Genomic DNA, 14,828 nt, shown 5'->3' with positions numbered 1-14,828 from the left:
GATGCAAAATACGATGAGCGGAGAATAAATAGTCTAATGATTACCCTATTCGGTATTAGTCAGTGTGATACGATACGTAAAGCGCGTAAATGGCTTGATGCTAATAATATAAACTACACTTTCCACGACTTCCGACGTCAGGGGCTTACAATTGAGCAGGTACATGCTTGGTGTACTGAACTAGGCTGGGAAAAAGTACTTAATAAACGAGGTACAACATGGCGCCAATTACCTGAAGATACCAAAAACGCCACAAATGAAACCTCAGTTATAGAGCTACTGGTTGCTCATCCAACATTAATTAAACGTCCCATTCTTGATACGGGTCGCCAGCGTTTAATCGGCTTCAGTGAAACAAACTACCAACAGATTTTACTTGAAAATTAATGACGAGAAGTACTCATGAGTAAAAAATTTTTTAGTTTAGCCCTAGGTATTGGTTCCAAAAATAGTCGTGGTGAGTGGCTAGAGGTCTATTATCCAAACCCGATTTTATACCCTTCCTCACGGCTTATAGAACAAGTCAGTGCCATTGTTAACTATGAAAAAGGCAACACTACCATTGAAGTTACACAAGAGCAGCTCAAACAACTTGCTCACTCATTAACAGATGACGCAACAGAATTACACGTAGCGTTCATTGAACAACTAATAAGCTCTACACAACCGTTAGTGTTAACATTACTGGAAAGTGATGCTGCGCCTTCTTCAACCCCCGAAGCTTATTTAAAACTCCATTTACTGTCACATCGCCTTGTTAAACCTCATGGTACAAATTTAAGTGGTATTTTTACCCTTTTACCCAATGTCGCATGGACAAGCCAAGGTGCCATTGACCTGACAGAGCTTCCCGATTACCAGCTAAAAGCACGATTGACTGGTCAGCAACTACATGTTTTCTCTGTCGATAAATTTCCTAAAATGACTGACTATGTTGTACCTAAAGGGGTAAGAGTTGCGGATACCGCAAGGGTTCGTTTGGGCGCTTATCTAGGAGAGGGTACCACGGTAATGCATGAAGGCTTTGTTAACTTCAATGCAGGTACTGTGGGTAAAAGTATGGTTGAGGGACGGATTTCAGCAGGTGTTATTATCGGCGAAGCCAGCGACCTAGGCGGTGGCTGCAGTACCATGGGTACACTTTCAGGTGGCAACGACATCGTTATCGCTATTGGTGAACAATGCCTAATAGGCGCTAATGCAGGTGTAGGTATTCCTCTGGGAGATCGCTGTACAATTGAAGCAGGACTCTATATTACTGCAGGTGCAAAAGTACAAGTATTAGATGAAAACAATCAACCTGTGAAGGTTGTTAAAGCAAGAGAACTTGCAGGTCAATCAGATCTATTATTCCGCCGTAACTCCCTAACAGGAGCCCTTGAGTGTAAAACTAATCGTAGTGCTATTGCGCTAAATGAAGAGTTACACGCGCATAATTAATAGCTAAAAGCTAATGACATAATTAGTTATGTCATTAGCTCTCTCTAAACATATTGCATCCTGTTACTTATCCAAAGCCCCTTTTTTTATATTAATTACCATCTTTTTTCCGCTTCAGTATTCTCAACACTTTTGTTTTTTTACCGTTTTCATCATTTCCAAATAATGAGCCACCTACACATACTTAAATTCTGTAATATACAAAAAACACAACATTCAACGTACATTCACAGTAGCTCAAATAAAAGTATAATTTATGACACACGAAGCAATTAAGTTGCGACGGAGTCTTTATCCATGCTATTGTTATGCTTATTCAAGTGCATCATAGAAGTAGTTTTTCTGGATGGCTTCAACAGGCTTTGAGTCATTGCCAGTGTTTTGGACATACTATGTCTTTGCTGCAGCTGTATAATTAGCCTGATATTAAATGCATGACATTTAATATATAAGAAAGTGATCAGAAAAATTCCACCAGCAAAACTGCTCTCTTGTTTTGACTGTTTATTCTTTAGGGAGCTTCAGGTGAAAACACCTGCATTTATTGCATTCTTTATCAGCTTACTTATTTCCCTCAGCATTTCAACTGTTAGTGCCAATAATAATGCTATAAATTTATGGCAGTTAAGGCAAGATTCTGTCTATGGGACAGCACCTAATGGATCACCAGCTATTTTTATCACTGCTTATGTTGATGTACTTAAGCAGTTAGGAGTAGGTACACAACTCATATTGCCATTTCCGAATAAGCAACTCACTTTACAACTAACAGAATATGAGCAAAGTGGTGGGAATATCACAACCTGGCAAGCTAATATCATTGACCAAACACACAGTGGTACAGCCAGCCTAATAACCACATCAAAAAGTACGCGCATTAACTTATTTACTGACGAAGGTAGCTACGAGATTCAAATAAACAATTCAACAGGAAAAGGGTTAATCGTTAGTGAAGATGATTTAATACAAAATACGCAAGAGTCCGTCCACCCTACGCTTAAAATTTGGCAACTTAGTTCAGAGCCAAATGCAAAAGGTGATTACTCAGTAAAAGCTGATGCCAGTATATTTAATAGACTACAATTTGGCTGGCGACTACAGATTACACTTCCTAACACAAGTAAAACGCTCGTGGCCACATTAACGAATCGTGAGCTGCAACCTGGTAATTTAACGATTTGGCAAGGCAAGTTTTCTGAAGCAAACGATGAAGAGTTTATTACAATAGTCACTAATGAGATTGAAACTTACGTTACAATAAAATGCAGTGAGGGGACCTTTGAAGCCAGACTGAGCCATGTTACCAATCAAGGCGTTATTAGCTTAGTCAATGACGACATTTCTACCCAACCAATTCAACCTGTAATTTCCCTATGGCAAGCAGACCTGTTTAGTTATACTCAAAATAACCCTGTTGCCTACCTCAATGTTAATACCAATGCGCTTCAACAGCTGATGGTAGGACAACATATTTCTATCTATATACCACAGTTACAGCAAACACTTACGGCATCCATTGACTCATTCAACCAGCCGAATCGCTACCTTAAACTGTATAGGGCAGCCATCGACAACACCCGAAATGGCTATTTAATAATCAAAGTCAGTCAACAAGATGCTCGTGTCTTTATTAGCCTCAGGAGAGGCTTACAATATAGGGCACAAATTAACATGATGTCAGGACAGGGATATCTTACTGATTTTTTTAGCACGTATTATGGAACGTACTAAATAGACTCATTAATAACGATGCACGCTAATTTAGCGTGCTATCGACCATTTACCTGGCAAATATACAAATGACGCAATGTGTAAAAATAACCCTGGGAAGAAAATGCATTTAAAATAACAAATCCATTGCAATTTTTTTTCTGCGTATAATGAAAAAACCTAAATAACTATAAGTAAGAAAGTAACCAACGCAATAGATACGGAATATTGCTGTATCATTAAAATACTTATAATAAAATAGCCGCTTTTAGCAAATCCAAAACAGAAATAATTCCTACAACTTCCTTATTATTTGTTACCAAAACACGATGAATCTGTCCTCGAACCATTGCGTCAGCAACTTGCACAAGCGGTGTATCAGGCTCAACCTCATAAACTAACGGTGTCATAATATCAGCGACAAGCGTTGAGCCATCTACCGTCACCCGAAATGCATTACGCTCTTCACTGGACAACCTATAGTTATCTAATGCCTGATAGAAACTTGAATCACGTATGGGAGGTTCTTCAGACTGTAAGCTAGCATATCGAACTAAATCCGTGAGGGTTACAACACCTAATAACTTGCCCGACTCATCAATGACAGGCGCCCCAGATATTTGGTGATCAACTAGAAAATCAGCCAGCTGATTCACAGACCAATCATAATGTGCAGTCAAAATCTGCGTTGTCATTAAGTCAGATGCTTTTTGTCCCTGAAATACATCTCGCATATTATTTTCAATTATTGATGATTCCAACATGACAATGCCCTATTCCTGATGGCTATTTCTTTTAAATATATAATATAACCTAGCTTTTATAAGGCTATATCCATAAAACTACATCCATAAGACTATACCCGTTCAGTCTTACCTATGTCCTTTAATTTATCTTTACAGATAAGTATGACCAAGCAAGTATACTATGATATTGATTGCGATCATCAGAACTTAATAATTTGAAAATATTTTTCGCAAACTACCATCTGAGCGCATACGCTTTATTTCTAGGTTAATATCATCTATACGAGAACTTAATTTGGACCCTTTGGAAAAAGCTATTTTATATTGACTTTTACTAATCGCTTTTCTTGCAAAACTAAATTTGTCTCGCCACTTAGGATGGCGACGGATAATATCCTGCATTACCTGTTCATCAGAAATCATTAGATCCACTTCATTATTCATCAGCTTAGCAATATTTTCCAAGTGATCTGCACCATAAAAAACTTCTTTAAACTTATTTTCTTCTATGGCTTTATCCATATCCACACCATGGCTATAGCCACGTATCGTTGCTAGTCGATAGGGATACAAATCACTCATTAATTGCCATTGAACAGGTTCACCACGTTGCCTCAAATACCACACACGATCATGAGATATAAAAACTGTCTGGCTAAATGTCATGTAGCCCGATCGCTCAGGTGTCTGAATAAGAGGAAAAACAATATCCGCGGTATGCTCATGGATCATCCTTAAACATTCTTCCCAAGGATAAAGCATTGTATCCATTTGAAAGCCAAGGCGCTTCAGCAATTCTCTTGCAAAATTTACTGCGACGCCACCAGTGGCAGGGCGTCCAATATCACCCAAAATATAAGGTGGCCAGGGATCACTGACATAAAGTACTCGGGGCATTTCTTTTTTTTCTGCCGCCACACTGGGAGGGGAAAGTAAAGAAGGAAAAAGTCCTACAATTAAAATAAGGACTCCATAAAAAAAACTAGAAAATAAGCGCCGTTTAGGACCAGTCAGTAACGTCTCTATACAGCGAAAGGCTATAAATAACCCACAAAATACTTTAGTGCTTTGAGGACTCAAGGGTAAAACTCCAGCCTTTATAGTAAAAACTAAAATTCTATACTATAACTAAAGCACAAATTCCCCACCCTGCTGAAAAATGCCGTTCATTAATTCATCATGATGAAAAGTATAAAATGTCAAACTAAATTCGGCATTCAGCTGAATTTATTTAACTATCACGACTAATTCGACTGGCTATTGCACTTGACTGATTACGGTATTTAGCATCTTGCCGCTTATTATAGGGACGTAGCGCTGAACCCGTCATTGTTTCAAAATTAATAGCACCAATCGTCATATTGGGTTTTAAACCGAGGGGTAGCTTTCCACCATTAAAAAACTCTAAAACAATCTGGCCACTCCAACCAGGGTCAATTCGATGTGCAGTAACATGCACCATCAACCCTAAACGTGCCAAAGATGAACGGCCATCAAGCCAACCAACGATATTATCTGGTAGCGTCACGGATTCTTTAGTAACAGCCAGTGCCAATTCGCCAGGGTGTAAAAAGAAGGACTCTTCATCATCCAGAATAATTTCCTTGCTCATAATCGAGTCAAGCACGCGATCCATCTCTTCCCTAGGGCCACTTAGGTCAACATAGGGGGCTGCATGATCATTAAATACCCGAAAGCTATTACCCAGTGTTAAGTCAACACTGACACCATTAATTCGAGATAACGGTGGCTGTGGATCGATAACAATAGCCCCTTGTTCCATCAATGCTTCAATATCACGATCACACAGTCTCATGTTGTCTACTCCAGAAGAAATCGTAACTCATCAATAATATATGCAAATCAGTTTAGACATGACGCCTGTTTTAGCTAGGTTAAGATTGCTCTCAACTCAACTGTACCGAGCTAAAATTCATCACATCGCGTTTATGATTAATCATCAGCAATAGAGATCGTAGGTCCAGATGACATTGACGCTGTGATTTTACCCAGCTGTACTGCCATATTTCTTGCCATCACTCGATAGCGCTCAGCAATCTGACTTTCTGGTTCGGCAAGTACTGTTGGTGTACCACTATCGGTTTGCTGGCGAATTTTTAAATCAAGCGGCAAAGATCCTAATAAAGGAACATGATATTCATCCGCTAGCTGGGCGCCACCACCTTCACCAAATATTGGCTCTATATGACCACACTGACTACACACATGCATGGCCATATTTTCGACAATACCGGCTACTGGGACTTTCACTTTATGGAACATCTCAATCCCTTTGCATACATCAAGCAAAGCAATATCTTGAGGTGTGGTGACCATAACTGCAGCCGTTACAGGTACTTTCTGGGCTAACGTCAGTTGAATATCACCAGTACCAGGCGGCATATCAATAATAAGGTAATCTAATGATTGCCATAGTGTTTGTTGTAGCAGCTGTTGTAATGCTCCACTCACCATAGGACCACGCCACACCATGGGCGTTTTATCCGTTACCAGAAACGCCATAGACATCACTTGAATGTCATGGGCAATCAATGGTTTAAAGTATTTATCCTCAATGGTTTCTGGACGAACATCTTCAGCAACCCCAAGCATCATCCCTTGACTGGGTCCATAGATATCTGCATCCAATACACCTACTCGGGCACCTTCCTGTGAAAGCGCCAAAGCCAAGTTTGCCGTGGTCGTTGATTTCCCCACCCCCCCTTTACCTGAAGCGACAGCAATAATATTTTTGACCTGCTGTAAAGCGGGTATCTGCGTTAAACGAGGAAAATTAGGTATCGCCCAGTTAACCTCTATATTCACCGTTGATACATCTGGAAGCGAGAGAAGTCCCTGCTGGAGAGTCTCTTCAAATGCTTGCTTAATATCATTTGCAGGAAAATTTAAGTCGATCGTAATATCAACATGGCCGCCATTGATATTAATATGCTTAATCACTTCATGTGCTGTTAGAGGAATATCCAAGTGCGACTGTAATGATTGCGCTACCAACAATTCAACATGTTGGTGTATGCGTTGGGTCATACTTACTCCCACCAAAAAGGACGTTGAAAAGATTAATCTGAAGATTTTTTAAGTTTTGATCGCAGTGCAAGAAAAGCGGCTCTTCCCCCCTTAGGATTAATGCCCTGAGCCTGCATGGCCGCTTGAAGCTGCTTATTAGACTGTCTTTCAACCATTTCTTGAATAGAGGCCTTCTTGTGCTCTAAAGCTAGAGCAATAGGTGCATCAAGCGATTCACCATCCAATAGCCGTTGACACAACTGCTCATAATTGCGTTTGAACAAGGGATAAGCTATTCGTTGTTCTTCAGTACGGAGCACCATCCAGCCCGTCGCTTTAGCCGCTAAATAAACAGCAGGATGAGACCAACAGTAGTCAGGTGAAAATTCCGTCACATTACAGGCTTCATAATAGGCTGCCAGGGGCTGTTTTAAGCCAAGCTCCTCATAACGCAGCCTGCAATAGTGAAGAATCTCTTTAAGGTCAGGAAAGAACTCAGTATGGCGAATCGCAAGGTCTGCTGCATTGACGATTCGTTCAGGCGTATACTCTTTAAGCATGTCAAGCCATAGCGACTTCGCCACTTCAATATCATCTTGTGTTGGAAAAGCAGACCGAAACTTAATAGGCGATGCCGCTCTTAGTTTACGAAAAACAGCATTGATGGCCTGGTAATACTTAGTCAGATCGCTCGACGCCGCTTTCGAAGCGGAATTTGTTGGCCCAGCTGTAGTCTGTAAGTTCTTCAGCCGTTGATTGATGAGTGTTTTGCCGTCTTTCACTTTGCTGGCGCTTCCACTGATAGATCACATGGTTTTTAAATCGATTTTGCCAAGCTTTACGTGCTTCACCTGTTTCCAGCCAGTATAACTTGAAATCAGGTAGTTGTTTCCAAATAAATTCTGCCGGAATTCCATAGTGAATGGCAAGCCACTCAACATAACGAGGATCAGGCTCAAAGTCCTCAGGTAATGGTTGCACTCTCGCTCCAGACATACCATCCTGGTTTTCTGAGCGCTGCTGATCAACCTCTCGACCACGGCCAAAAACTGGGTGCTGAGGTGCATCTTGGGCAGTTTCTGCTGTAACGATTTCCCAAGGAGGAACTCCTTGATTGAGTAAACGATTGTATCGTTTTCGATCATTGCTCATAACATACCTGCTTGCTATCTACCCGCTGTTACCAAAGCAAAGGCCGCTCCAGCTATTTCAACGTACTTTACATCTTGTGCGTGTCTTGTTACTAAGGTCTTTACTTAGCACGACCTCCTACTAGAAAGCACGCCAGTCAATTAAGACCAGCATGGCTTACTTTACAGAGCAATGGGAGAATTCCTTTCGCCCAAAGTTCAGCCTTAACGGGCTAACTTTACATTTCCTTCCTTCAACCAATGAAGAGAAAGGGGCGACGATTATAGACATATCTGAATATCGAGCAAGAAGAATCAGTACGTTTCTCGTTTTTCGCAATCTAAGCACTCTTCATAAGTGATAGACGCATGTTATCTCAACATACCGCAGTTGAGTTCAATTTATGTAAGGCATTCTATCATACATAAGACAAAGCTGTTTTCTTAAACGACACTACTTTTTTGACAACACCTATTTGACGACAACTAAGGTATGAAGAAACAGAAAACATGTGCAGTATGATTTTCCTAAGCTTAACATTTGGCACGGCAGTATATTGCTTCAATGTTGCTATTTACCTAACATTTCTATGTAAATGGCATTACCCAATTGTTGCTCCACATGAGTGACCCATTGGCACGCCCCATATGTCAGGACACCGCTTCTGTTCTTTGAGATAAAAAGCCACTCAACGCCTCAAGCCAAATGATATACTGCACCCGGTAATACCAGCTGCCTCTTAACAAGGTAAACCAAGCAACTTCACACACAAATCAATGCATCAAACGTAGTGTATCAGTCATTTATACCCTTAATTGTAAAAGAGGTACCTTGACTGATGCCAACCTTTTTCTGTCAACATTTGTTAGTTGAAGAACTGCCTAGTGTTACCCCATAAGTGTTCGCTAACATTAAAAGCTGGCAAAAACCTGAACTATTGCTGGGTGAAACCCTGCATCTTTGGCATTATAATTGGCTCCCTTATTGAACTTTAGAATTGAGATACTGGCTGACCATGACCCAAGAAGCTAAACGAAACATCCTGGTAACAAGTGCCCTCCCATATGCAAATGGTCCTTTGCATATGGGACATTTAGTGGAGTACATTCAAACTGATATTTGGGTCCGTTTTCAAAAAATGCGTGGCCACCAGTGTATTTATGTATGTGCAGATGATGCCCACGGCACAGCCATCAGTCTCCATGCAGAAAAGCTAGGTATCACACCTGATGAGCTGGTTAAAAACATCAATGCTGAGCGCATCAAAGACTTTGGTGAATTTTCTATTGAGTTCGATAACTACTACTCCACACACTCTGAAGAAAATCGCGAGCTTTCTGAAACCATTTACTTAGCACTACGCTCTGCAGGACATATTTCCAAAAAGACCATCAGCCAAGCCTATGACCCTGAAAAGCATATGTTTTTAGCTGATCGCTATGTTAAGGGCGAGTGTCCCCGGTGTGGTGCTGCGGACCAATATGGTGATAATTGCGAGGTGTGCAGTGCCACCTACTCACCAGCAGAACTCAAAAACGCAGTATCCACGCTGTCTGGTGCCAAACCGGTAACCAAACAGTCTGAACATTATTTTTTCAAACTCAGTGAGTTCACTGACTTTTTACAGAAATGGACAACAAGTGGCCGAGTCCAACCAGAAATCGCCAACAAGCTTGCAGAATGGCTGGATAGTGGCTTACAAGACTGGGATATCTCCCGTGATGCTCCCTATTTTGGTTTTGAGATACCAGAAGCCCCTGGCAAATACTTTTATGTTTGGCTGGATGCCCCTATAGGCTACATGGCAAGCTTTAAAAATCTCTGTGATCAACGTGATGACCTTGATTTTGATACTTTCTGGAGCCCTGAAAGTAAGACCGAAGTTTACCATTTCATTGGTAAAGACATTGTTAACTTCCACTGCCTATTTTGGCCTGCCATGCTATCCGGTGCAGGCTATCGCACCCCCACTCAAGTTTGTGTACATGGCTATCTCACTGTCAATAATGAGAAGATGTCAAAATCCAGAGGTACATTCATCACCGCTCGGACCTATCTGGATCACTTAAACCCTTCTTATCTTCGTTACTATTATGCGGCTAAGCTCAACAGTCGTATTGATGATATTGACCTGAACCTAGAAGATTTTTGTCAGCGTGTTAATGCCGACTTAGTTGGTAAAGTTGTTAACATTGCTAGCCGCTGCGCCAACTTCATCAAAAAACAAGGTGGTGTACTTTCTAGTGAAAACAGTGAACCTACCTTAATTGCAGAGTTTGCAGACAAAGCCTCTATAATAGCTTCTTTGTATGAGCAGCGTGAGTTTGCCAAAGCCGTCCGTGAGATCATGGCTCTAGCAGATAAAGCCAATACCTACATCAATGATCAAGCGCCTTGGGTCTTGGCTAAGCAACCTGGACAAGAACAACAGGTTCTGAATGTTTGTACCGTAGGTATTAATCTGTTCCGGCTAATTATGCTGTATTTGAAGCCCATCATTCCTACTTTGGCTAAAGAAACAGAAGCATTCCTTAATATTAAACCGCTCCAGTGGCAAGATGTTAATAGCGTTTTACTCAATCATTCTATTCAACCCTTTAGTGCTATGTTGACCCGTGTTGACCCTAAAAAAATCAGCGCAATGGTTGATGCATCTAAAGAAAGTCTTGCCCCCAAGCAACAAGCAATACCTGCAGATAGCCCACTAAATAAAGAACCTATTCTTGACGAAATCAACTTTGAGGATTTTGCCAAAGTTGACTTACGCGTTGCCCTGATTGCCAACGCAGAGCATGTTGAAGGGGCAGAAAAGCTGCTAAAGCTGACATTGGATTTAGGTGGACAAAGTCGTACAGTCTTTTCTGGAATTAAAAGTGCCTATAGCCCTGAACAACTGGTTGGCAAATATACTGTTGTTGTCGCTAACCTTAAACCAAGAAAGATGCGCTTTGGTTTATCTGAGGGTATGGTGCTTTGTGCTGGTCCTGGTGGCAAAGATCTATGGCTGATTCATCCAGATAATGGTGCTAAGCCAGGTATGCGAGTCCTCTAGTCACTTAATTTATCTAATGTAATGATATGGACTGCAAGTCTGCCTTAACTTACTTGTGTGTCCATATCATGAACTTTTGTAATGGAAGCGACTGCTACCTATAGCAATGCCAATTAAGCTTATAACATATTTGACTTAAAACTTATGCCCTATCATCTTGTATGGCATAAAAAGCTGGCTGATAATAGTCATTCAGCCATTTAGTGACAGCTCCCGTTAAATCACAGCGTTCTTATCGCACTTATTCCAGTAGATGGTATTTTTAGCATGCTTGATTCAGCCAGTGAAATTGCACTTATTTTGACCAGTGCAATTTTGGTGAACAACTTTGTACTTGTGCAGTTCCTTGGACTCTGTCCATTTATGGGGGTTTCCAATAAATTGGAAACTGCAATGGGTATGTCACTGGCAACAACCTTTGTACTAACTTTGGCTTCAATTACCAGCTATATCACTTATGAGTACATTTTAAAGCCACTGGACTTAACCTTTTTAAAAACCATTGCCTTTATTCTGGTCATCGCCGTTGTTGTGCAATTTACCGAGATGGTTGTCCGCAAAGCCAGCCCTCTGCTTTATCGTGTACTGGGTGTATTTCTACCTCTGATCACGTCTAACTGTGCTGTGCTTGGTGTTGCCCTGCTTAACAGTAACCGGCTGCACAGCTCACTTCTAGGTTCTGCTGCTTATGGCTTTGGTGCTGCTGTGGGCTTTTCACTGGTATTAGTCATGTTTTCAGCAATGCGTGAGCGACTGGCCTTGGCTGATGTCCCTCAACCTTTTCGGGGAGCGGCCATAGGTATGATCACCGCAGGTTTAATGTCACTGGCCTTTATGGGCTTTACTGGACTTATCAAGCTTTAATTTGTAGTTAAACACAGGCAGTCACCCATGGAGATTATTGTCTACGCCATACTTGCTCTGCTGACCCTGGCACTCATTTTTGGGGCCATACTTGGCTTTGCTTCAGTGCGGTTTAAAGTAGAAGGCGACCCACTTGTTGATCAAATCAATGCGCTGTTGCCACAAACTCAGTGCGGCCAGTGTGGCTATCCTGGATGCCGCCCTTATGCTGAAGCCATTGCAGACGGTGATGTCATTAATAAGTGCCCTCCTGGTGGCGAAAGCACCATTGCCTCACTTGCTGACTTACTTGATGTCGAACCTATGCCTCTGGATGAAGCTCATGGTGAGGAAAAACCTCGTACAGTGGCATATATAAGGGAGGATGAATGCATTGGTTGTACAAAATGCATTCAGGCCTGTCCTGTTGATGCCATTCTTGGTGCTGCCAAACAAATGCACACAGTGATCGTCAATGAATGTACTGGTTGCGACCTTTGTGTTGAGCCCTGCCCTGTTGATTGTATTGAAATGAGACCCATTGAAGTCACCACAAAAACCTGGTCATGGGAATTACCACCCGCCCCTGTAAACTTAATCGCCACTGATGCTGGACGGGGGCATGCTGCATGACACGTAAAACATGGCCTCTAACGGGAGGCATTCATCCTCCTGAAAACAAGCATCAGTCAACACAGCAACCTATCAAAATTGCCGCACTACCAGAAAAAGTCATATTACCTTTAAGCCAGCACATAGGTGCACCAGCTGAACCTGTCGTTGCTGTTGGTGATCAGGTGCTAACGGGACAGTGTATTGCCAGAGCCAATGGTTTTGTCAGCGCACCCGTGCATGCTTCAGTTTCAGGTACCGTAACCGCAATTGGCCCAATGGCTGTACCTCATGCGTCTGGCATGTCTGAACCTTGTATAGAAATTCAAAGTGATGGGCAAGACCTATGGACTTCATTAATCAGCAATGAAGATTACACTTCACTTTCCGCAGAAAAGCTTCTTGAAATTATCCAACAAGCAGGCATTACCGGGTTAGGTGGTGCAGGCTTTCCCACGGCAGTAAAGTTAGCAGCTCGAGCAGAATCGGCTATTAAAACCCTCATCATCAATGGTACAGAATGTGAGCCTTACATTACCGCTGATGACATGCTAATGAGAGAGCGTGCAGAGCAAATTATTAGTGGTATAAAAATCCTCCAGTATCTGGTCAAACCCACGGAATGCTTGCTTGGAGTAGAAGACAATAAACCTGAAGCCATAGCGGCCTTAAAAAAAGCTGCCGAAAACACGACAATTGAAATAGTGGTTTTTCCAACCAAATACCCTTCAGGTGGAGAGAAACAGCTTATTCAAATCCTTACGGGTAAAGAAGTGCCCAGTGGTAGTTTACCTGCAGATATCGGCATCCTTTGCCAAAATGTGGGTACTGCCGCCGCTATTCACGATGCGGTTATTCTTGGTAAACCATTAATTTCCAGAATTACCACCATCACAGGAGAAGCACTGCAACAACCAGGTAATTTTGAAGTCAGGTTAGGTACACCTGTTGATTTCCTATTAGAGCAAGCGGGCTTACACCCAGAGCAGCTAGCGCGCCTAGTCATGGGGGGGCCAATGATGGGCTTTACCCTGCAATCACTTGCTGTACCTGTTATAAAAACGACTAACTGTTTAATTGCTGGTTCTCAGACTGAGCTGTCTCCTGCTCCTCCCGCTCAATCCTGTATTCGCTGTGGCCACTGTGCTGAAGCATGCCCTGTTTCCTTGCTTCCTCAACAGCTGTTTTGGTTTGCGCAAGGCAAAGAATACGCTCAACTACAACACCATAACTTGTTTGACTGTATCGAGTGTGGAGCTTGTGCCTATGTTTGCCCAAGTCATATTCCTTTGGTGCAGTACTACCGAGGCGCAAAAGGTATCATCCGCCAGCAGGAGCTGATGCAACAGAAAGCAGCGCAATCTAAGCAGCGTTTTGAAGCCAGACAAGATCGATTGGCTAAAGAAGCTGCCGCCAAAGAAGCCAAACGAAAAGCGAATGCAGAGAAAGCAGCTCGACTCAAAGCAGCCGCTGCAGAAAAAGCTTCAAGTAGCGAACAACCAAAACAAGAAATTCAAGCCGCACTGGAAAGAGCCAAGGCTAAAAAAGCACCAAGTAAAACTAGACCACTGCTTTCTGCAGAACAGAAAGAGTTAAAAATCCAGCTTGCAATGGTCAGTGCACAACTTAAAAAGCTGCAACGCAGTATTGAACAAAGCGGCTCAGCCCCTGATGCCAAGCAACAAGATGATTTAGATAGACTCCAACAACAACAGCAGTCTCTTGAAAAAGCTCTTGCCACTGCCACACCAAACGATTCAGATCAGGCAAGTACTCCCACTGATGCCACGACATCACAAGAAAAAACTGGATCAGGTCCTGACCTGAAAGTATTTCAAATTAAACTGGCCCAAGCGAAAGCTGCACTGAAAAAAGCAGAACGCGCTTATGCTTCAGCAGCAGAAAATAACGCCGCCGATCAGGATGCGCTTAAAGCAGATATTGCTGAAAAACAAGCAGCTCTTACTGAAGCAGAACAAGCACTTGCTAAAGCTAACCCTTCTTTAACAGAACCCTCTCACTCAAAAGACACAGCAAGTAAGAAGCCCAAAAAACAGCCATTAGATGAAAAAACCAAGACCCTTAAAATCCAGGTGGCGATGGCAAAAGCACAGCTACGTAAGCTGAATAAGCTAGCTGAACAGGCAGAAACAGCCCCTTCGCAAGAAGAAATAGAGGTAGCAGAAAAGGCTTTATCTGATGTAGAGTCAGCACTTTCTGAACACCAGCAACACACATCGTCTTCATTGGCTGACGTCTAAAGAGGT

13 protein-coding genes are annotated in these 14,828 nt (G+C 42.1%); 7 read left to right on the top strand and 6 right to left on the bottom strand.

The window, feature by feature from the left end:
- Positions 1-36 precede the first annotated feature (36 nt).
- The 3 genes from ACQ96U_RS04025 to ACQ96U_RS04015 all read left to right on the top strand — a co-directional run bounded on the left by ACQ96U_RS04025 (position 37) and on the right by ACQ96U_RS04015 (position 3,171).
- Positions 37-387: an ArsC family reductase gene (locus ACQ96U_RS04025; protein ID WP_431719945.1), complete on the top strand. Its 351-nt coding sequence runs from the start codon at positions 37-39 to the stop codon at positions 385-387.
- Between the two features lie 15 nt (positions 388-402).
- Entirely contained in the window at positions 403-1,440 is a 1,038-nt protein-coding gene (gene dapD, locus ACQ96U_RS04020; protein ID WP_431719944.1) for a 2,3,4,5-tetrahydropyridine-2,6-dicarboxylate N-succinyltransferase, read from the top strand.
- Between the two features lie 525 nt (positions 1,441-1,965).
- Positions 1,966-3,171 carry a hypothetical protein gene (locus tag ACQ96U_RS04015; protein ID WP_431719943.1) on the top strand — a complete coding sequence of 402 codons (1,206 nt, stop codon included), beginning with the start codon at positions 1,966-1,968 and terminating at the stop codon, positions 3,169-3,171.
- A gap of 227 nt (positions 3,172-3,398) precedes the next feature.
- Here the strand turns inward: ACQ96U_RS04015 and ACQ96U_RS04010 are convergent, their stop codons facing one another.
- The 6 genes from ACQ96U_RS04010 to ACQ96U_RS03985 form a co-directional block, all read right to left on the bottom strand.
- Positions 3,399-3,914 (bottom strand): CBS domain-containing protein, encoded by a 516-nt coding sequence (locus ACQ96U_RS04010; RefSeq protein ID WP_431719942.1) that lies wholly within the window; start codon positions 3,912-3,914, stop codon positions 3,399-3,401.
- 189 nt (positions 3,915-4,103) lie between these two features.
- Positions 4,104-4,976 carry a substrate-binding periplasmic protein gene (locus ACQ96U_RS04005; RefSeq protein ID WP_431719941.1) on the bottom strand — a complete coding sequence of 291 codons (873 nt, stop codon included), beginning with the start codon at positions 4,974-4,976 and terminating at the stop codon, positions 4,104-4,106.
- 151 nt (positions 4,977-5,127) lie between these two features.
- Positions 5,128-5,712 carry a dCTP deaminase gene (gene dcd / locus ACQ96U_RS04000; protein WP_431719940.1) on the bottom strand — a complete coding sequence of 195 codons (585 nt, stop codon included), beginning with the start codon at positions 5,710-5,712 and terminating at the stop codon, positions 5,128-5,130.
- Between the two features lie 137 nt (positions 5,713-5,849).
- Positions 5,850-6,944, bottom strand: coding sequence for an iron-sulfur cluster carrier protein ApbC (gene apbC, locus ACQ96U_RS03995; RefSeq protein ID WP_431719939.1), 1,095 nt, complete (start codon positions 6,942-6,944; stop codon positions 5,850-5,852).
- Between the two features lie 32 nt (positions 6,945-6,976).
- Positions 6,977-7,705 carry a replication protein P gene (locus ACQ96U_RS03990; RefSeq protein WP_431719938.1) on the bottom strand — a complete coding sequence of 243 codons (729 nt, stop codon included), beginning with the start codon at positions 7,703-7,705 and terminating at the stop codon, positions 6,977-6,979.
- Positions 7,602-8,075 (bottom strand): DnaT-like ssDNA-binding domain-containing protein, encoded by a 474-nt coding sequence (locus ACQ96U_RS03985; protein ID WP_431719937.1) that lies wholly within the window; start codon positions 8,073-8,075, stop codon positions 7,602-7,604. The genes ACQ96U_RS03990 and ACQ96U_RS03985 overlap by 104 nt, the downstream gene beginning before the upstream one ends.
- Positions 8,076-9,069: 994 nt before the next feature.
- Here ACQ96U_RS03985 and metG point away from each other — a divergent pair.
- The 4 genes from metG to rsxC all read left to right on the top strand — a co-directional run bounded on the left by metG (position 9,070) and on the right by rsxC (position 14,822).
- Positions 9,070-11,106: a methionine--tRNA ligase gene (metG, locus tag ACQ96U_RS03980; RefSeq protein ID WP_431719936.1), complete on the top strand. Its 2,037-nt coding sequence runs from the start codon at positions 9,070-9,072 to the stop codon at positions 11,104-11,106.
- 267 nt (positions 11,107-11,373) lie between these two features.
- Positions 11,374-11,970 carry an electron transport complex subunit RsxA gene (gene rsxA, locus ACQ96U_RS03975; protein WP_431719935.1) on the top strand — a complete coding sequence of 199 codons (597 nt, stop codon included), beginning with the start codon at positions 11,374-11,376 and terminating at the stop codon, positions 11,968-11,970.
- Positions 11,971-11,997: 27 nt separating this feature from the next.
- Complete coding sequence (gene rsxB / locus ACQ96U_RS03970) at positions 11,998-12,582, top strand: electron transport complex subunit RsxB (RefSeq protein WP_431719934.1); 585 nt, start codon at positions 11,998-12,000, stop codon at positions 12,580-12,582.
- A complete protein-coding gene (gene rsxC, locus ACQ96U_RS03965) occupies positions 12,579-14,822 on the top strand; it encodes an electron transport complex subunit RsxC (RefSeq protein ID WP_431719933.1) in 2,244 nt (747 codons plus the stop codon). Before rsxB ends, rsxC begins: the two co-directional genes overlap by 4 nt.
- Positions 14,823-14,828 lie beyond the last annotated feature (6 nt).

Source organism: Zooshikella sp. RANM57 (assembly GCF_050749885.1).
In the GTDB taxonomy this organism is placed as follows: domain Bacteria; phylum Pseudomonadota; class Gammaproteobacteria; order Pseudomonadales; family Zooshikellaceae; genus Zooshikella.
Note: the sequence above shows the minus strand (reverse complement) of the source record. Positions and strands in the feature narration are given on the sequence as shown.

What these genes read in the sequence shown, in the direction of transcription:
- metG (WP_431719936.1), top strand. Translation starts at nt 9,070, where the DNA reads ATGACCCAAGAAGCTAAACGAAACATCCTGGTAACAAGTGCCCTCCCA.
- dapD (WP_431719944.1), top strand. Translation starts at nt 403, where the DNA reads ATGAGTAAAAAATTTTTTAGTTTAGCCCTAGGTATTGGTTCCAAAAAT.
- ACQ96U_RS04010 (WP_431719942.1), bottom strand. Translation starts at nt 3,914, where the DNA reads ATGTTGGAATCATCAATAATTGAAAATAATATGCGAGATGTATTTCAG.
- rsxC (WP_431719933.1), top strand. Translation starts at nt 12,579, where the DNA reads ATGACACGTAAAACATGGCCTCTAACGGGAGGCATTCATCCTCCTGAA.
- ACQ96U_RS04025 (WP_431719945.1), top strand. Translation starts at nt 37, where the DNA reads ATGATTACCCTATTCGGTATTAGTCAGTGTGATACGATACGTAAAGCG.
- ACQ96U_RS03985 (WP_431719937.1), bottom strand. Translation starts at nt 8,075, where the DNA reads ATGAGCAATGATCGAAAACGATACAATCGTTTACTCAATCAAGGAGTT.
- dcd (WP_431719940.1), bottom strand. Translation starts at nt 5,712, where the DNA reads ATGAGACTGTGTGATCGTGATATTGAAGCATTGATGGAACAAGGGGCT.
- rsxB (WP_431719934.1), top strand. Translation starts at nt 11,998, where the DNA reads ATGGAGATTATTGTCTACGCCATACTTGCTCTGCTGACCCTGGCACTC.
- rsxA (WP_431719935.1), top strand. Translation starts at nt 11,374, where the DNA reads ATGCTTGATTCAGCCAGTGAAATTGCACTTATTTTGACCAGTGCAATT.
- apbC (WP_431719939.1), bottom strand. Translation starts at nt 6,944, where the DNA reads ATGACCCAACGCATACACCAACATGTTGAATTGTTGGTAGCGCAATCA.